The organism is Formivibrio sp. oc-25 (assembly GCF_055810895.1).
The window spans coordinates 112,186-129,881 of sequence record NZ_JBVVOL010000004.1 but is presented as its reverse complement, the minus strand read 5'-3'; the positions used below and the strand labels follow the sequence as shown (position 1 = coordinate 129,881).

The 17,696-nt window shown below is 59.8% G+C and carries 20 protein-coding genes; 9 read left to right on the top strand and 11 right to left on the bottom strand.

Annotated elements, in window-relative coordinates; translation table 11 throughout:
• Positions 1 to 5: 5 nt before the first annotated feature.
• The 6 genes from AC0KVQ_RS04130 to AC0KVQ_RS04105 form a co-directional block, all read right to left on the bottom strand.
• Positions 6 to 878, bottom strand: coding sequence for a D-amino acid aminotransferase (locus tag AC0KVQ_RS04130; protein WP_473419860.1), 873 nt, complete (start codon positions 876 to 878; stop codon positions 6 to 8).
• A gap of 133 nt (positions 879 to 1,011) precedes the next feature.
• Positions 1,012 to 1,488, bottom strand: coding sequence for a GAF domain-containing protein (locus AC0KVQ_RS04125; RefSeq protein ID WP_473419859.1), 477 nt, complete (start codon positions 1,486 to 1,488; stop codon positions 1,012 to 1,014).
• The gene (ispD, locus tag AC0KVQ_RS04120) at positions 1,481 to 2,170 is read right to left on the bottom strand and encodes a 2-C-methyl-D-erythritol 4-phosphate cytidylyltransferase (RefSeq protein ID WP_473419858.1); all 690 of its coding nucleotides are present in this window, start codon (positions 2,168 to 2,170) and stop codon (positions 1,481 to 1,483) included. The genes AC0KVQ_RS04125 and ispD overlap by 8 nt, the downstream gene beginning before the upstream one ends.
• Positions 2,167 to 2,904, bottom strand: coding sequence for a DNA polymerase III subunit epsilon (gene dnaQ, locus AC0KVQ_RS04115; protein WP_473419857.1), 738 nt, complete (start codon positions 2,902 to 2,904; stop codon positions 2,167 to 2,169). The genes ispD and dnaQ overlap by 4 nt, the downstream gene beginning before the upstream one ends.
• Before the next feature lie 23 nt (positions 2,905 to 2,927).
• Positions 2,928 to 3,371 (bottom strand): ribonuclease HI, encoded by a 444-nt coding sequence (rnhA, locus tag AC0KVQ_RS04110; protein WP_473419856.1) that lies wholly within the window; start codon positions 3,369 to 3,371, stop codon positions 2,928 to 2,930.
• Positions 3,368 to 4,105 (bottom strand): class I SAM-dependent methyltransferase, encoded by a 738-nt coding sequence (locus tag AC0KVQ_RS04105; protein WP_473419855.1) that lies wholly within the window; start codon positions 4,103 to 4,105, stop codon positions 3,368 to 3,370. Before AC0KVQ_RS04105 ends, rnhA begins: the two co-directional genes overlap by 4 nt.
• Before the next feature lie 14 nt (positions 4,106 to 4,119).
• On the opposite strand from AC0KVQ_RS04105, the gene gloB reads away from it, so the two are divergent.
• Both gloB and AC0KVQ_RS04095 read left to right on the top strand, forming a co-directional pair.
• Positions 4,120 to 4,872, top strand: a complete 753-nt coding sequence (gene gloB, locus AC0KVQ_RS04100) for a hydroxyacylglutathione hydrolase (protein ID WP_473419854.1) — start codon at positions 4,120 to 4,122, stop codon at positions 4,870 to 4,872.
• An 81-nt stretch (positions 4,873 to 4,953) separates the two neighbouring features.
• Complete coding sequence (locus AC0KVQ_RS04095; RefSeq protein ID WP_473419853.1) at positions 4,954 to 6,591, top strand: lytic transglycosylase; 1,638 nt, start codon at positions 4,954 to 4,956, stop codon at positions 6,589 to 6,591.
• A 69-nt stretch (positions 6,592 to 6,660) separates the two neighbouring features.
• Here AC0KVQ_RS04095 and AC0KVQ_RS04090 read toward each other — a convergent pair whose 3' ends face one another.
• From AC0KVQ_RS04090 to AC0KVQ_RS04080, 3 genes are all read right to left on the bottom strand, one after another.
• Positions 6,661 to 7,104: a ClpXP protease specificity-enhancing factor gene (locus AC0KVQ_RS04090; protein ID WP_473419852.1), complete on the bottom strand. Its 444-nt coding sequence runs from the start codon at positions 7,102 to 7,104 to the stop codon at positions 6,661 to 6,663.
• A gap of 54 nt (positions 7,105 to 7,158) precedes the next feature.
• On the bottom strand, positions 7,159 to 7,764 hold the full coding sequence (locus tag AC0KVQ_RS04085) for a glutathione S-transferase N-terminal domain-containing protein (RefSeq protein ID WP_473419851.1): 606 nt from the start codon (positions 7,762 to 7,764) through the stop codon (positions 7,159 to 7,161).
• A gap of 108 nt (positions 7,765 to 7,872) precedes the next feature.
• Positions 7,873 to 8,622 carry a competence/damage-inducible protein A gene (locus tag AC0KVQ_RS04080; protein ID WP_473419850.1) on the bottom strand — a complete coding sequence of 250 codons (750 nt, stop codon included), beginning with the start codon at positions 8,620 to 8,622 and terminating at the stop codon, positions 7,873 to 7,875.
• Positions 8,623 to 8,734: 112 nt separating this feature from the next.
• On the opposite strand from AC0KVQ_RS04080, the gene rfaE2 reads away from it, so the two are divergent.
• The 3 genes from rfaE2 to AC0KVQ_RS04065 are packed head-to-tail and all read left to right on the top strand — an operon-like array spanning position 8,735 to position 10,915.
• Positions 8,735 to 9,235, top strand: a complete 501-nt coding sequence (gene rfaE2 / locus AC0KVQ_RS04075; RefSeq protein ID WP_473419849.1) for a D-glycero-beta-D-manno-heptose 1-phosphate adenylyltransferase — start codon at positions 8,735 to 8,737, stop codon at positions 9,233 to 9,235.
• Positions 9,232 to 10,545 (top strand): mechanosensitive ion channel family protein, encoded by a 1,314-nt coding sequence (locus AC0KVQ_RS04070; protein WP_473419848.1) that lies wholly within the window; start codon positions 9,232 to 9,234, stop codon positions 10,543 to 10,545. Before rfaE2 ends, AC0KVQ_RS04070 begins: the two co-directional genes overlap by 4 nt.
• A gap of 19 nt (positions 10,546 to 10,564) precedes the next feature.
• A complete protein-coding gene (locus tag AC0KVQ_RS04065) occupies positions 10,565 to 10,915 on the top strand; it encodes a RidA family protein (RefSeq protein ID WP_473419847.1) in 351 nt (116 codons plus the stop codon).
• Between the two features lie 36 nt (positions 10,916 to 10,951).
• On the opposite strand, the gene AC0KVQ_RS04060 is transcribed toward AC0KVQ_RS04065, so the two are convergent.
• The gene (locus tag AC0KVQ_RS04060; protein WP_473419846.1) at positions 10,952 to 11,848 is read right to left on the bottom strand and encodes a flagellar brake protein; all 897 of its coding nucleotides are present in this window, start codon (positions 11,846 to 11,848) and stop codon (positions 10,952 to 10,954) included.
• Positions 11,849 to 11,965: 117 nt separating this feature from the next.
• On the opposite strand from AC0KVQ_RS04060, the gene AC0KVQ_RS04055 reads away from it, so the two are divergent.
• The gene (locus AC0KVQ_RS04055) at positions 11,966 to 13,960 is read left to right on the top strand and encodes a UvrD-helicase domain-containing protein (RefSeq protein ID WP_473419845.1); all 1,995 of its coding nucleotides are present in this window, start codon (positions 11,966 to 11,968) and stop codon (positions 13,958 to 13,960) included.
• A 6-nt stretch (positions 13,961 to 13,966) separates the two neighbouring features.
• Here AC0KVQ_RS04055 and AC0KVQ_RS04050 read toward each other — a convergent pair whose 3' ends face one another.
• On the bottom strand, positions 13,967 to 14,485 hold the full coding sequence (locus AC0KVQ_RS04050; RefSeq protein ID WP_473419844.1) for a DNA-deoxyinosine glycosylase: 519 nt from the start codon (positions 14,483 to 14,485) through the stop codon (positions 13,967 to 13,969).
• Positions 14,486 to 14,596: 111 nt separating this feature from the next.
• On the opposite strand from AC0KVQ_RS04050, the gene AC0KVQ_RS04045 reads away from it, so the two are divergent.
• From AC0KVQ_RS04045 to AC0KVQ_RS04035, 3 genes are all read left to right on the top strand, one after another.
• Entirely contained in the window at positions 14,597 to 15,373 is a 777-nt protein-coding gene (locus AC0KVQ_RS04045) for an SDR family NAD(P)-dependent oxidoreductase (RefSeq protein ID WP_473419843.1), read from the top strand.
• Between the two features lie 175 nt (positions 15,374 to 15,548).
• Positions 15,549 to 17,057: a DUF2138 family protein gene (locus tag AC0KVQ_RS04040; RefSeq protein ID WP_473419842.1), complete on the top strand. Its 1,509-nt coding sequence runs from the start codon at positions 15,549 to 15,551 to the stop codon at positions 17,055 to 17,057.
• Positions 17,042 to 17,692 carry a DUF1175 family protein gene (locus tag AC0KVQ_RS04035; protein WP_473419841.1) on the top strand — a complete coding sequence of 217 codons (651 nt, stop codon included), beginning with the start codon at positions 17,042 to 17,044 and terminating at the stop codon, positions 17,690 to 17,692. The genes AC0KVQ_RS04040 and AC0KVQ_RS04035 overlap by 16 nt, the downstream gene beginning before the upstream one ends.
• Positions 17,693 to 17,696: the final 4 nt, after the last annotated feature.

Genomic DNA, 17,696 nt, shown 5'->3' with positions numbered 1-17,696 from the left:
GAAAATCAGGCTTGCGGGCGCATTTTTGCGACCTTGAATGCCTGGTAATAATCATACATGCGTCGATAAATGGGGCCGGGCACGCCGTTTCCAACCGGCCGTCCGTCGAGTTCGACCACGGCCAGAATTTCCTTGCTCGATGACGTGATCCACACCTCATCGGCGGCACGCAATTCCACCTCACTGATTCGGCGCAGGGCCAGTGGCATGCCGTGCGCCTGTGCCAGTTCCCGCACCACATCGTAGGTGATGCCGGTCAGCATACGCCCGGATGGCGGCGGCGAGAGGATCACCCCATCGCGCACGATAAATACGTTGCTCGCGCCGCCTTCGATCAATTCGCCTTCGCGCAGCATGATCACTTCGCCCGCACCAGCATCGGCGGCCATCTGCTTCAACAGCACGTTGGCCAGCATCGAACAACCCTTGATATTGCAGCGCTGCCAGCGAATATCTTCAGCCGTGATTGCGGTAATGCCGGTGGCCACCTGCTCCGGTGGTGGTGGAATCAGTGGCTCGGCATAAGCGAATACAGTCGGTGTGACTTCTTGCGGAAAGGCGTGATTGCGCGGCCAGGCCGGTCCGCGCGTGACCTGGATGTACAGGGACTGATCGGCAAACGCTTGCGCCTCGATCAGCGTGCGCGCCATCAGCCGCCATGCGTCGGGCGAGAGCGGGTCATCGATGCGCACAGCTGCCAGACTGCTGGCCAGCCGGCGCAAATGTTCATCAAGGCGGAACGGCTGGCGGTCGTACACAGGCACCAGCTCGTACACGCCATCGCCAAACAGGAAACCGCGATCCAGCACGGACACCTGCAACTCGGCCAGCGGGGCGTAGCGGCCATTCAGATAGGCGGTGATAGCGGGAATTTGCATGAGAGCTCCTGTTGGTAGCAACCCACCCTCTCCCCCAGCCCCTCTCCCGCAAGCGGGCGAGGGGGGTCAAACCATCAGCAGGCGAAAACTCCTCTCGCCCCATCGGGGAGAGAGGTCGGGAGAGAGGGGGAAATCAAATCATCACCAGCGCCGCCACCTTCTCCAGCCACGCCTGATCCACCTCGTCGAAATCGGCGAGCCTGATCGAATCCACATCCAGCACGCCGATCACCTCGCCACTGGTGTCGCGCAAGGGTACGACGATTTCAGAACGCGACAGCGACGAGCAGGCAATGTGGCCGGGGAAAGCCTCGACATCGGGCACCAGCAAGGTTTCATTGCGTGCCCAGGCAGCACCACATACGCCGCGTCCGTGCGCGATGCGAAAACACGCGATCGGCCCCTGGAACGGCCCAAGTACGAGTTGCTTGTTACGCACCAGGTAAAAACCGGTCCACAACCAGTCGAATGTGGCATGCAGCGCAGCGGCAGCATTGGCCAATCGCGCAACCAAGTCAGCTTCGCCGGCCAAGAGAGATTCGAGCTGCGGCAGCAGTTCGCGGTATTTTTCTTCCTTGCTGCCAGCGGCAATATGCAGATTTTCAGCCATGGGGTTGCCTCCCATGCAGGATCAGGGCCGCCAGTTGCAGATCCTGCGGATACGTCACTTTCAGATTCCACGGGCTGCCCATCACCAGTTGCGGCGCCTTGCCCTGTTTTTCCAGCGCACTGGCTTCGTCGGTAATATCCGGACCCATAAATTCGTCGATGGCCGCAATCAGCTCGCCACGGCGGAACATCTGCGGTGTTTGCGCCTGCCACAAGCCATCGCGCGATTCAGTACGGGCGATGCGATCACCGACAGCCGCACGCTTGAGCGTATCGGCCACCGGGATTGCCAGAATGCCGCCGACCGGATCATCCCGCAGCTCGGCAATCATGGTGCTGACCATCGCCGGATCAAGGCAGGGCCGCGCGGCATCGTGCACCAGCGCCCAGTCGTCGTCAGCCACAGCGGCTTCACGCAAACCATTGCGTACTGATTCGGCCCGTGTGGCCCCGCCACAGCGCAGTACTTGCAAACGCTCGAACGCGGACCAGTCGTAACTCTCCCACCATTCGTCGCCAGAGCTGATCACCACGCAGACGCGGGCAATTTCCGGCACGGCGCAGAGCGCCTGGATCGTGTGCCAGATCAGCGGGCGGCCGAGCAGCTCAAGATATTGCTTGGGCGTGGCCACGCCCATGCGCGAACCCGATCCGGCTGCCGGCACCAAGGCAAAGCAGCTCATGCCTGAATCTCCTCAGCAGGCGGGTTTTCCAGCACGCGCCACAGGCATTGCCCCTTGACCGACTTGTCGAGGGCATCGAGATAAGCGGCGTGTTCAGCCAATTCTTCTGCAGTGGGCACCAGCACCTTGAGCGGTCCGCGCGGCTTCGCCACCTTATTCTGCAAGCCGGTATCGGCAGGGGTATTGCCACCAAAATCGATCAGCAAGCTATCCTGCCCGCGCGTCAGGCACAGATACACTTCGGCCAGCAGTTCGCAGTCGATCAGCGCGCCATGCAATATCCGGTTGGAGCGATCCACCTCGAAGCGATCACACAAAGCATCGAGGCTATTGCGCTTGCCGGGAAACGCTTCCTTGGCCATGGCCAGCGTATCGATCACGCCGGTCACGTAATCGGTAATCTTGCCAAGGCCCAGGCGATCGAGCTCCATGTTCAGATAACCGACATCGAAAGGTGCGTTGTGGATGATCAGCTCAGCACCGCGCACGAACTCGACGAATTCATGGGCGATATCGGCAAACTTGGGCTTGTCGGCCAGAAAATCCTGGGTCAGACCGTGCACGTTCAGCGCGCCCTCTTCACTTTCGCGCTCCGGGTTGATGTAACGATGCAGATGGCACTCGGGTGACGATACCTTGCGGTTCAGCATTTCCACCGCAGCGATTTCAAGGATACGGTTGCCATCGTCAACCCGCAGACCGGTGGTTTCGGTATCCAGTATGATTTGTCTCATGCTTGTTCCTTGCAAACGGAAGATCAGGCGCGACCGAGCGCTTTATCCACGCCCTGATTGGCCAGTTGATCGGCACGTTCGTTGAATTCGTGGCCACTGTGCCCCTTGACCCAGCGCCAGTCGATGCGGTGACGCTGCTGCGCGGCATCGAGTGCCTGCCACAGATCGACATTCTTGACCGGCTTCTTGTCGGCAGTTTTCCAGCCGTTTTTCTTCCAGCCGTGAATCCAGGTGGTGATGCCGTTCTTCACATATTGCGAATCGGTATGCAGGATGATGGCGCACGGACGGGTCAGCGTGGTAAGCGCTGAAATCACTGCCAGCAATTCCATGCGGTTGTTGGTGGTTTCCGCTTCGCCGCCACACAGTTCCTTTTCGTGGCCATTGCAACGCAGCAATGCGCCCCAGCCGCCTGGGCCAGGGTTACCCTTGCAGGCGCCATCGGTGTAAATCTCTACTTCTGTCATTTGATTTCTTTGTTGATCGGTGTTTTTTCCGCGACCGCTGCCGGACGCGCTTTGGGGTTGGGCACACGGCACCACTGTGGCTCGATAATGCGCATGCCTTTCACCCGCTTGACCACATCGAGGCAATACACGCCGCCGGCCGCCGGCCACCAGCGATCACCGGCCTGCTCCAGAAACTGGGTGCGTGCCAGCCAGCCTTCGCGCTGCACCGGCAGGCTGTAGCACAGGTATTCGCCGCGCATGGTTTCCAGGCCCAGCAGTGCCAGCCAGTCTTTCAGGCGCGGCAGGCTGACCGCATTACCCTGCCACGGCGCACCGATGCCCTTTTCACCCGGCTTGTAGCGACGCAAGCCCCACAAGCTCCACGGGTTGAAGCCAGTGATCAGCAGCCGACCTTCCGGCACCAGCACGCGCGCAGCCTCACGCAGCACGGCATGCGGGTCTTGGGCAAAATCGAGCACATGCGGCAAGGCCATGAGATCGATGCTTTGCTCACTGAATGGCAATTGCTCCGGGGCACAACGCACCCCCACTGCCGGCGATAATCCGGCCGTGCTGCGCCAGGGCATGCGGTTCATGCGCAGGCAATCAACCACTGGCAATTCAAGCTGGACGGCCTTGTAGCCAAAAATATCGGTCGAGACCCGGTCATACCAGGCCATTTCCTCGGCGGCCAGGTAACTCCCTAGCGGAGTCGCCAGCCACGCGGCAAAATGGTCGAGCTTAGGTTTCACGGAGCCCTCCACAAATGTTCAGCATCAGCGCAGTGCCTTGCTTCGATGACAATTATATCTGGGTTTTGCATCAAGGCCGGGAGGCTCTCGCCGTCGACCCGGGCGATGCGCTACCGCTCATGCACTGGCTGGAAGCAAACTCCCTGCATCTGGCAGGCGTTTTGATCACCCATCGCCATTCAGACCATATCGGTGGCATTCCGGTTCTCGCACAGCACTATCACATGCCGGTTTATGGCCCGGCCGGGGTAACCGGTGTAACGCAAGCAGCCCCCGCAGGCGACTCGCTGCGCTTGCTGGACGAGGATATTCAAGTCTTGCCCACGCCGGGCCACACGCGCGAACACCTGTCCTATCTGGCCGGCCCAGCGCTGTTTTGTGGCGACACGCTGTTCGCAGGCGGCTGCGGACGGGTCTTCGATGGCGACATGGCGGCCATGCATGCCTCGCTCATGCAACTAGCAAGGCTTTCTGCGGACACCCAGGTTTACTGCGCGCATGAATACACGCAATCCAACCTGCGCTTTGCCATGGCAGTCGAGCCAGACAACGCGGCACTTGCCGAACGGGTGCGCGATGTCGCAGCCAAGCGTGCCAATGGCGAGGCCACCGTGCCCTCCAACATCGGCCTGGAACTGGCCACCAATCCCTTTCTGCGGTGCGATGAGCCGGCAGTGATTGCAGCCGCGCAGCAGCACGCCCCGCAAGCCACTACGCCGCTTGAAGTTTTCACAGCACTGCGCGACTGGAAAAATCATTTCAGATAAGCCGGCACAATGCGTTGACATGCGCAAAAGCACGCCAGTACCATCGCCCGATTGCTGTTATCGCTTCTGAGGGACAAGTCCATGAAAAACCGGCTACTTATCGCCGGATTGCTGGCCGCAAGCTGTGCCGGTACATTCGCCAACGAACAACTTGCCCAGGCCGATACCTCCCTCGCCGCACTGCCGGCGCAAAAATCCCCGCACACCAGCGCAGCCGCACCCTCACAGGAACAGATCGCCCGGATCAGGCAAGTGCTGTTTCCCGTGCTGACTGCACCGCAACTGACCCGTCCGGCAGAATCGGAACTGGCCCAGCGCAACCTGATGAATGAAGTGGCCAACGCACCGAATTATCCCGATCTATGGGCACGCATTCGCGATGGCTTCCAGATGCCGGAACTGGATACGCCGCTGGTACACAAATGGGAACAGTACTACGCCAGCCGACCGGAATACCTGAACCGCATCTTCGAGCGCGGCCAGCGCTACCTCTACCATGTGACCCTGGAAATCGAAAAACGCGGCCTGCCGATGGAGCTGGCACTGCTACCGATGATCGAAAGCGCCTACAACCCGCGCGCCGAATCACCGGCTCGCGCCTCCGGCATGTGGCAGTTCATTCCGGAAACCGGCAAGCGTTACGGGCTGGAGCGCACCTGGTGGTATGACGGCCGGCGCGATGTAGTGGCCGCCACCCAGGCAGCACTCGATTACCTGACGCAGATCCACGGCATGTTCGATGACTGGCAACTGGCGCTGGCTTCCTACAACTGGGGTGAAAATGCCGTGGCACGTGCCGTCGCGCGCAACCAGGCTGCTGGCCAGACGGCCGATTATGTCAGCCTGAAGATGCCCAGCGAGACAGCCAACTACGTACCCAAACTGATGGCGGTGCGCAACATCATTGCCGACCCGGAAGCGTTCAACGTCACCCTGAAGGACATTCCCAACGAACCTTATTTCGTAGCCATCGATGTCAATCGCCACATGGATGTCGACGTGGCCGCCAAACTGGCCGAAATCAGTGTCACGGAACTGCTGCAACTCAATCCGGGCTTTATCCGGCCGGTAATCGCGCAAAAAGATGATCGCAAACTGGTATTGCCCGTCGACAAGGTGGATACCTTCCAGCGCAATCTGGCCAGCTATGACAAACCGCTGCTGAACTGGCAGCCGTATGTCACCCGTAGCGGGGAAACCTTCAGCCAACTGGCGCAAAAATTCAGCATCTCATTGGCAGAATTGAAGGATGTCAATGACATCGGCTCACGCGAAACGCATGCCAAAGGCCAGACCATCCTGGTACCCATTGTGGAAAATCTCGATATCGCCGAACGGCAGACGCTGGCGGCACTCGCCGCCAATCGCGCCGCCGAACCGGTTGACCGGGGTGAACGCGACAAACCACGCGCGGTACAGATTCGTGACACCCACCGCGTGGCCAAGGGCGACACCATGTTCAGCATTGCCCAGCGCTACAAGCTGAACGTGGCGGAATTGCGCAGCTTCAACGGACTGCGCGGCAACGACATCCAGATCGGGCAGACCCTGAAGGTCGCCGCGACCAAGCCGAACCCGGCCCGTCAATACGTCGCCAAACGCGGCGATACCCTCTCGACCGTGGCACGCAAATTCAACGTGGCCGCAGCCGACCTGGCGAAGTGGAACAATCTGGCCAGCAAGAACCTGCGCGCCGGTGCCAGGATCGTGATTTACTGATCCGCCAGCGAGTCAAAATGAAACAGCCCGTGATCAAACCACGGGCTGTTTCATTTTGACTCAACCGATTTATTTCACGACACGCAGGTGACTGCGTCCGCCACCGGCCGGCGGCTGCGGTTCAGGCTCCGGCCGCTCTTCGGCTGCCGCAGTTTCCGCGACATCCTCGCCTGCCGACTGCAGACCAGTCTGCACGTCTTCGTCGTACTCAAAGCCCATACCTTCGCCATTTTCCTTGGCAAAGATCGACACCACGGCCCCGACGGGAATCACCACCTCGCGCGACACGCCATTGAAGCGTGCCGAGAACGTGATGAAATCATTGCCCAGCGTCAGGTTGCGTGTAGCGTTGTAGCTGGCGTTGAGCACGATTTCACCATTCTTGACGTACTCCATCGGGACCTGCATCTGGCCACGTACTATCACCACGATATACGGCGTCAGTCCCTGATCGGAACACCATTCGTGGATGGCGCGGATCAGATACGGCTTGGTGGATGTCATCGTCTGCATCGTCTTTCCTCATGGAGGGCCGGGTGGCAGGACTGCCAGACCCGGCCGAAAGGATTACTTGCGCATGGCCTTTTCGTTGGCGGTCAACGATTCGATAAAGGCCGGGCGACTGAACAGGCGTTCGGCATACTTCAGTACCGGTGCCATGGCCTTGGTCACTTCAATGCCATAGTGTTCCAGGCGCCACATCAACGGGGCGATGGCCACATCCAGCATCGAAAACTCTTCACCCAGCATGTACTTCTGCTTGGTAAACACCGGAGCGATCTGTGTCAGGCTGTCGCGAATGCCGGCGCGCGCCTTTTCCAGGTCCTTCTTGCTCGCAGCAGCATCTTCCAGGGTATGCATGTGGATGAACAGTTCGCGTTCGAAATTGAACAGCATCAGGCGGGTACGCGCACGCATCACCGGATCGGCCGGCATCAGTTGCGGATGCGGGAAGCGCTCATCGATGTATTCATTGATGATGTTGGATTCGTACAGGGTCAGGTCGCGCTCGACCAGCACCGGGACTTCATTGTACGGATTCATTACCGCCAGATCTTCCGGCTTGCTCTGCACATCCACGTCAAGAATTTCGAAATCCATGCCCTTCTCGAACAGGACGATGCGGCAGCGATGGCTAAACGGGCAGGAGGTGCCGGAATACAACTTCATCATGGTAAGGAAACTCCCAATTTGGAAACGTGCGTGATTTTATCCCAGCACACCCACCCAGGCCAAAAAAAACACAATAACACAATGATTTTCAATATTTTTTCGACAACCTCACATCGAAGAATCCTGCCATGCCAAACCAGCCTGTTGCAGCCCTTCCTGCAAAAAACCCATGGCCTCGCGTACTTCGCTTTCCTGCCCGGTCACGCTGAATTCGATATGCAGCCCGGCATGGCGTGCATTGCCGAAGCTGGGCAGGCTGGAAAAAGCGATCTGCGGCCAGCATGCCGTCAATGCTTCCATCAGGTCGATCAGTTCACCCTCCCGTGCCTCGGGCACGATGATCGACAAGGTCTTGGGGGCAATTCCGGCCGGGTAGTAGCGATCCAGCAGCCAGTCCGCCATCGGCCACGCCATTTCCGGGAAACCGGGCAGCAGGTAATGTTCGCGGATGCTGCATCCTGCCACCTGGTTGACCGGGTTGGGCACCAATTCCGCCCCTTGCGGAAATTCGGCCAGGCGGATGCGGTGCGGGTAGGCCTTGTCGCCAAAGCGTGCCTCGATGATGGTCCTGGCCTGCGGCTGGATTTCCAGTGGCACGCCCAACGCCTCGGCCAGGGCCTGCCGGGTGTGATCGTCCGGCGTGGCGCCAATGCCGCCACAGGAAATCACGATCTGCTGCCGTGCCAGGGTTTGACGAAAGGCATCGATCAGCACAGGCCGGTCATCCGGCAGATAACGCACCCCGGCCAGGCGGTGGCCACGCGCCTTGATTTTTTCAAGCATCACCGGGAAATGCTGGTCCTGCCGGCGTCCGGAAAGGATCTCGTCGCCGATGATGAAAAGCTGAAAGTCTGTCATGTTGCCCCGCTTTGCCTCTGGCTGTGTCTGCTATCATCGAAGAGCATAAACCAGAGCGCCCCATGAAGCACCCACATGCGGCGCCTTTATTCCACAACCCGCGCGTGATTCAATGACAAGCTATCCCCTGCCCGATTTCGAAAACAAGATCTGCCCTCCCGAACAACTGGCCGAGCGCCTTGGCCAATTGCCACGCCCACTGGTATTCACCAACGGCTGTTTCGACATCCTGCACCGTGGCCATGTCACCTATCTGGCCCAGGCACGTGATCTGGGCGCCGCCATGGTCGTGGCACTCAACACCGATGCCTCGGTCCGCCGCCAAGGCAAGGGTGATGACCGTCCGATCAACGCGTTGCCGGAACGGGCTGCCGTAATGGCGGCGCTGGCATGCGTCGATCTGGTGACCTGGTTCGACAGCGATACCCCGCTGGACCTGATCCTGACCGTGCGCCCGGATGTACTGGTGAAGGGCGGGGACTGGTCAATCGAAAATATCGTCGGCAGCAGTGAAGTGCTGGGCTGGGGTGGCAAGGTGCATTCCGTTCCGTTCCTGCACCAGACCTCGACCACTGCCACGCTGTCCCGCATTCGTGCGAGCGAAGCGGCATGAACGACGCGCACAACCTGCTCTCCGAGTTTTATCAGGATCTGCTGCAGCAGGGATTGTTGCGCACCGAAATGCTGGCCCAGGTTGTCCTGATCGGCGCGGTGCTCGTCATGGCCTGGCTGCTGAGCCGGGCCGTGCAGCGCCGGGCAGAGGCCAGTGATCCGCAACGACGCGAACAGCTGAGCCGCGAAGCGTTTGTACGCATTGTTTTTCCGCTGATCGGGATGCTCGGCGTGTGGCTGGGCGGCTGGTTGCTGGGCCACTGGTTTGCGGCCTCGCTCAAGCTGGTGAAACTGGCCAACATCCTGCTGCTGGCGATGGTCAACATCCGCTTGCTGGTATTTCTGATGCGCCGGGTATTCGAGGGCGCAGAATGGGTGCGTCGCTCCGAGCGCATCATTGCCGCCACCATCTGGTCGGCCTATGCGCTGCACGTGATCGGCATCCTGCCCGAATTCTGGCAATTGCTCGATGGCATTCGCCTGCATATCGGCAAAAGCACGGTATCGGTGCTGACCATCCTGCAGGCACTGGCATCGGTTGCCGCAACCGTACTGGCTGCGCTATGGATCGGCCGGGAAATCGAGCGGCGCCTGATGCAGGCCGAGGTCATGGATGTGAGCTTGCGCGTGATGGTGATCAAGGTGATGCGCGCACTGCTCATCATGCTGGCAATTCTGATCGCACTGCCGCTGGTGGGCATCGACCTGACCGTCCTGTCGGTCTTCGGTGGCGCGCTGGGCGTGGGCCTGGGTTTCGGCCTGCAGAAGATTGCTTCCAACTATGTTTCGGGCTTCATCATCCTGATGGATCGCTCGATCAAGATCGGCGACATGGTGCAGATCGACAACCGGCTCGGCATCATCACGCAACTGACTTCGCGCTATATCGTGCTCAAGGGCGGCGATGGCACCGAAGCGCTGATCCCCAACGAGGCGATGATTACCTCGACCGTGGTCAACCTGTCCTATACCGACCGGCTGATCCGCATTGCCCTGCCCATTCAGGTGGCCTATGGCACCGACCTGAACCTGGCCAGAAAACTGCTGGAAGAGGCCGCCCGCATCGAACCGCGCGTGGTCGACAATCCGGCACCCATGGCATTTGTGAAGAACTTCGGGGAAAGCGGTATCGATCTTGAACTGGGCGTATGGATCAAGGATCCGGAAAACGGTCAGCTGCCGGTACGCTCATCGGTGAATTTGCAAATCTGGGAAATCTTCAACCAGCACGGTATCAGTATTCCCTACCCGCAGCGCGAACTGCGCGTGTTCGGCAATCCGCCCGTTTCCCCGCAAACCATTTCCGGTTAACCGTTAAAGGAGCAACAGCATGTCAACCATCCAGCGTTACCATGTCGGACCGCGCCTGTCCGAAATCGTGGTTCACAACAATACAGTCTATCTGGCCGGCCAGGTCGCCGATGTGCTCGACAGCGATGCCGGCGACCAGACCACCCAGGTCCTGGCCGCAATTGATCGTCTGCTGGCCGAAGTGGGTTCGGACAAGACGCGCATCCTGTCGGTGACCATCTATCTGACCAGCATGGATGATTACGATGCGATGAATCAGGCATGGTCAGCCTGGGCACCGCACGGCCACACGCCTGCGCGCGCCACGGTGGAAGCCAAGCTCGCCGATTCGCGTTACAAGGTGGAAATGAGCGTGATTGCCGCCTTGTGATCGGGTGAAGTTAGAGCCTGAACCGGCATTGCCGGATCAGGCTTCACTCAGCGCCTGGAAAATGTAGCACTCGATTTCCAGCCGCGCGGTTTCTTCCAGCCCGCTAAACTGCAGACCCAACTGCACCAGCGGCAGATCCCCACCCAACAGGTGCAGATTGCGCACCACGCCCTGCACCACTTGCGGCAAGCATCTGACATCGGCCTCGTCCGGTACCAGATTCAACACCAGCGTATCCCCCTTGTCGGCAATCCATTGCGGCATTTCAATCTGGCAACCTTCCGTGCCCAGATTGACCATATAGCCATCGAACGATTCGCTGCCATTGGCTCGCCTGAGCCGTATCGGGATATTCACCCCCACCCGCAGGCTGCGGCGCAATTGCCTGACTGTAACCTGCTCCGGATACGCCAGCGCCATCCCGCATTCGCAATCCTGCGGCGCCATCCGCACAACGCTATTGAACGACACGACATGGTGCTTGTCGGCCAACAGGCGGATTTCGACTATTTCCCCTTGCTGCAGCGCTTGGGTCGTTGCATGGTCGGGCACGATCTCCAGCGGCAAATCCAGCCCATCCTGCCAAGCCTGCAGCCTGGCCGGAATCAACGCCGGTGATGCCATATCCAGCCGGCGCAGGTACAGCAAGTTGCCTGGCGGCAGCTGCAGTGCGGCGAAATCCATGGGCATGCGGGAATAGGCTGCGTCTTCCCGGGACAAGCGTGCAGCATCGCGCAACTGGGGCGCAATCAAACACCAATCGGCAACGGTGTAGAGCTCGATGGCCTGCAAGGCAGACGCTTGCTGCTCGGTGTGCAGCACATCTCCCGGCGCCAGCAACAAGGTGCCCAGCGCATCGAGCAAGGGATAAGGCAGCGCGCTGCCAAGCCGGACTTCTTCTGCTGCAACAGGAACGAGTTTCGGTCTGGGCATGATCGCACGCCGTCAAAGTATGAATAGATGCTTATATACCATGCCGCTTGGCATGGGAGAAAACTTGCGTCTTTCCCGCATGTTAGAATCGCGCGCTGTTTTGCAAATGAATATCCGATGCTGCACCTGCTCAATCCCCCACAACGCGCCGCTGTACAATACCTCGATGGCCCCTGCCTGGTTCTGGCCGGTGCCGGTTCGGGCAAGACCCGCGTGATCACGCAAAAAATCGCCTACATGATCGAGCGGGCGGGGTTCAGCGCGCACAATATCGCGGCAATCACCTTCACCAACAAGGCCGCGCGCGAGATGAACGAGCGGGTCGGCACGCTGCTGCCGGCCGAGCGTCTCAAGGGCCTGACCGTTTCCACCTTTCACTCGCTGGGTCTGCGCATCCTGCGCGAAGAGGCTCCACACCTCGGTTATAAACCGAAATTCTCGATCCTGGATTCGGCTGATTGCTGGAAAATCGTGTCCGACCAGTTGGCTACCACCGACAAACAGGCGATCCGCAGCGCACTCTCGCGCATTTCACTGCTCAAGAACGATCGTGTCTCGCCGGACAAGGCGCTGCGCATGGCAGATTCCGAAGGCGAACTGCAACTGGCGCGGCTTTATCGCGCCTATCAGGACACGCTGTTTGCCTATCAGGCAGTGGATTTTGACGACCTGATCCGCCTGACTGTCGATCTGTTCGAATCCAACGCAGAGGTGTTGCACAAATGGCAGCAGCGCCTGCGTTACCTGTTGATCGATGAATGCCAGGATACCAACACCACCCAGTATGAACTGGTGCGGCAGCTGACTGGCGAAAAAGGCATGTTCACGGCGGTGGGCGATGACGATCAGTCGATCTATGCCTGGCGCGGCGCCAATATGGAAAACCTCAAGCAACTGCAAACGGATTTCCCCAAGCTGCATGTAATCAAGCTGGAACAGAATTACCGCTCGGTGGCACGCATCCTGAAATGCGCCAATGCGGTGATTGCCAACAACCCGAAACTGTTCGAGAAAAAACTGTGGTCCGACCTTGGTATCGGCGATCCGGTCCAGATCATCGAATGCAAGAGCGAGGAGCACGAGGCCGAACTGCTTGCAATGAAGCTGCAGGCGCACAAGTTCGAGGCCAACACGCGCTTTGCCGATTACGCGATCCTGTACCGTGGCAATCACCAGGCACGCATCATCGAACAGCAACTGCGCGCGAGCCACATTCCCTACATGATCTCGGGCGGCCAGTCTTTCTTCGACAAGGCCGAGATCAAGGATGTGCTGGCCTATCTGCGCCTGATCGCCAACGAGGATGACGATCCCGCCTTCATCCGTGCCGTCACCACGCCCAAGCGCGGCGTCGGCAATACCACGCTGGAGCGTCTCGGCGCCTGCGCCGCCCAATTGCATGTATCGCTGTTCGCCGCCGTGTATGAAGCCGATTTCCATGGCCAGGTCCAGCCACAACAGTACGCGCCGCTGCGCGAGTTCTGCGACTTCATCAATGCCATGCAGCAGCGCGCCCCGCGCGAAGATGCCGGGACGCTCCTGCGCGAAATCCTTGCCCGCATCGATTTCGAAACCTGGCTGTATGACAACGACGAACCCAAGCCGGCCGAAACCAAGTGGAAAAACGTGCAGGAACTGGTGAGCTGGATCAGCAAAAAAGGCGAAGCCGACGGCAAGAACCTGATCGAGATCAGCCAGACCATCGCGCTCATCACCCTGCTCGAAGGGCGCGATGAGGAAGAGGTCGATGCGGTGAAACTTTCGACGCTGCATGCATCGAAAGGCCTGGAATACCCGCATGTATTCCTGATTGGCTGCGAGGAGGAAATCCTGCCGCACCGCGAATCAATGGAAAACGGCATGGTCGAGGAAGAACGCCGCCTGATGTATGTCGGCATCACGCGCGCGCAGCGCAGCCTCACCATCACCTACTGCGGCAAGCGCCGCCGCGCCGGTGAGTGGCAGATCGTCGAACCCAGCCGCTTCCTGAAGGAATTGCCACCCGAGGAAATCCGCGTGAGTGGCCGGCTTGCCGGCGACAAGGTGGAACCGGCGATCAGTAAGAAGGAAGGCCGCGCCATGCTGGCCAATTTGATGTCCAAACTCGGCTGAGCTGCATTACGTCTCGGCAAGTACCCGCCACACCACCAGCTTGTCGGCAAAGGATTGGGTAAAGGCCGGGCTGGACGAGGGCAAGCGGATGACGCGATAGCGATCCGCCAGACCGCCCAGCTGTTTCAAGCCGATTCTTGCCGCTGTCGCGCCATTGAAAGCAATCGCCTCCAGCTGCGGCAGGCTTTGCACCAGTCCAACCAGATCGTTGCCGCTCAAATCGCGGATATTGCTGTCCAGGCTCCCCTCGCGCCGCGCCTCGGCCACCACGTCCCACAGACCGATCCGGTGCCGCAGCAAGGTCTGCAGACGCTCCTCGTAGGCCATGGCCGGCAAATCCTCGCCGAGGATCGCGCCCATCAGCTTCCAGAACTGGTTTTGCCGATGGGCATAATACTGCCCCTGCGCCAGTGAAGCTTCGCCGGGCAGGCTTCCCAGCAGCAATATCCGCACCTGTGGATTGACCACCGGTGGAAAACAGCATTTGTGCCCGGTCTCGGCTGATGTATCCGTCAAAATTCCCATCTCATCAAAAACCTCATACTGGTTAGATATCTAACCAAAACAAAGGCTGTACACAACGGTATTTCAGGCTATGCTTGTGCCCTGTCGATCCATCCGATGAGGAAAACACACATGTTCAACGATTTGCAAGGCAAGCGCGTACTGATTACCGGCTCCACCATGGGAATCGGCCTGGCTGCGGCGCAGGCTTTTGCCCGTTGCGGGGCCAAAGTAGGTATCAATGGCCGTCGGGCGCCGGATAGTCTCGACGCCCTGCTCGCCGACATGCGCGCATCCGGTGCGGAGGCGGAATTTTTCCCCGCCGATCTGTCAGTCACGGCGGAATGCGAAAAACTGGTGAATGATTTCGTTGCCCGCTTTGGCGGCATCGACGTGCTGATCAACAATGCCGGGGGCCTGGTTGCGCGCAAACCGCTCGCCGAGATTGACGACGAATTCTTCGCCGCAGTGATGGATCTCAACGTGCGCTCGGCCGTGATGCTGACCAAGTATGCGCTGCCGCATCTGAAGGCATCGGCACAGGCCAGCGGGCAAACCAGTTCCGTGATCAGTGTCGGCTCGATCGCCGGCCATACCGGCGGCGGGCCGGGTGCCGGGCTTTACGGCGTGGGCAAGGCCGCGCTGCACAACATCCAGAAAAACTGGGTCAGCTATCACACGCAAGATGGCATCCGCTTCAACGTGGTCTCGCCCGGCACGGTCGATACCGCCTTCCACGCCGACAAAAATGATGACGTGCGCGCACGCATCAGCAGCGGCATTCCGATGGGGCGTTTCGGTACGGCCGAGGAAATGGCGCCGGCCTTCCTGTTCTTTGCCTCGCATGCCTGCAGCGGCTATATCACCGGCCAGATTCTCGATATCAACGGTGGCCAGTTCATGCCCTGATGGCAATCTGCCGGATTTCCGGCTTCGCCAGATAAACCACACGAAGGATGCGTGCACGACCCAGAAAATCTCGCAAATGCTAGGCTCTGTTGTTTGATAAATTGTTTTCATAACAATTTCTTTCAAACATCAAAAGCAATGCGTATCATCTGCGAAATTTTTTTCGCGAGCTCCTATGCGGCGCATTCCTTTGTGGGTCTTGGGTCTTTTCTGCATTTCGATGGCGTTTGGCGCAGTCGGCTATCAGCGTGCCGGCAACTGGAAGGAATTCCACTTCGCCGGCACCCGGCTGAAAGTTGATCCAGGCCGGCCCGATGCCGTGATCCGCACGGCCAGTCTGGCGCGCCTGCCACGCGATGTGCTCAAGGCGCCCATGGCGCGCGATGTACTGACCGAAGACCTCGCCTTCTATTACGAACAGCACGAAGACCGGCTGGGCATCCAGGGCGCGCTCAAGCGCATGGCCTATGAGCATGATCCGGAACTGGGCGATCGCCTGCTGGCAAGCGTACTTGATGAGCCGGCCGAACTGGCATTCTGGCGCGATGGTCGCGGCGCCCTGCGCCATTACGCTGTCGTGATTCGCCGCAATTTCATCAACCGGCTCCTGCAACAGGCCGCGCTGATCGCACTCAAGGACAAGCAGCTCAAGCTCGCCGGGGAAATCAATGCGGGCGGGGAGCCGCTCAAGGTGTTTGCGCTCGAAATCAATCCGCGCCGCACCTTCCTCTTGCTGGGCCAGGGCGAAAGGCTGGTGCTGCTGTCCGATCCCGGTTTGCTTTTCGATGCCGGGAACAAGCCCGATCCGACTGCGGTCACCGCCGTACGGCGCTGGCTGGAACAGGATGGCGCGCTCTCCAGCACGTTTGCACTCGATGGCAAGGCCACGCATACGCTGGCGATCGGCAAGCGTGCGCTGGCACTGGGTTATGGTGATTTTGTCAAAGGCTTCAAGGGGTTGCGTTTCGATTACACGCAAACCTGGTCGACTTCGCTGTGGCTGGACGAGGGCAAGACGCTGCCGGCCGGCAATCTGGCACTGTGGCAAAACGCACCGGCCAATCCGGCCGCCTGCATGGCGGTACCCGTGGATTGGGCGGGTGTGGCACGGGTGATTCGCGAGGCCGAGTCTGGACCGAAATTGCCCGACACCAGCGTTCTGGCTGCGCTCGAAGGCGCCGGGCTGGCCTGCTGGTATGCCGAATCACGCCTGTATTCACCGCTCTTTATTGCGCGCCTGCCCCAAAGCACCCCGCGCCGGGATGAGGCACTGCAAGTCTTGGCGACCTGGGCCATCAAGGCGAAAAAGGGCGGTACGCGCGGCCCGGCCAGAATCTGGCAACACGACAACGCGATGCTGGCAGCGCGCGGTGATGCAGTGGTGTTTTCACCTGATGGCGAACTGGTGAAAAAAACGCTCGACACCATGGCGCGCACGCATCCGAATGTTACCGATCAGTTGCCTGCTTCGGATGCCCTGCTGGCATTGATGACACCGCGCGCAATCTCGACCATGGCCGGTCGCGAAATCACCGACATTTTCAAGCGCGATGCCGACCGGCTTGCCGTGGTGCAAACGCATTTGCCACCCAAGCTGCGCTCGCTGGCCAGTTATCCGCCACAGCGACTGCTGCTCCCAGCGCAAGGACGGGGCTGGCAGGCTCTGGCATGGCAAGCGCAATGAAGCGGCGTGAATTCATACTGGGGGCGCTGGCGCTCGGCATCGCGCCCGGTTTGCCCGCCAGCGAACCCGTGCGGCTGACGCCAACGCAATCGCGCATTTTCCGGGCCTGGTTTACCCGTATCGTCACCGCCCAATTCCAATCTGGCCCCACACCACGCTGGGCGCAACGCGATTGCGTGGGTCTGGTGCGTTTTGCCGCAGCAGAAGCGCTGCGCGAACACGATGCTGCCTGGAAAAAAGCCAACGGCCTGTTGGCGCAAGCGGTGCCACCCGAGCTGGATCTCTCCCCCGCGCAACAAAGCCTGCGGCATAACTGGCGGCGCGCCGACGGCTCACGCGGCAGCTATGTCAGCGCGCTGGAGATGGTGCAGGAAAACACCGCGTTTCGCGGTCAGGACTGCAATCTGGCCCAGCCCGGCGACCTGCTCTTTTTCGACCAAGGGGATGCTCAGCACCTGATGGTCTGGATGGGCAGCTACATCGCCTACCACAGTGGCAGCAGCACACCCACCGACCATGGCCTGCGCGCGGTGGCGCTGCGCGATCTCATGAGCTGGCGCGATACGCGCTGGCGGCCGGATATGGCCAATCCCAATTTTGCGGGCATCTATCGCCTGAACTTTCTTTCTGCCTGAGCAT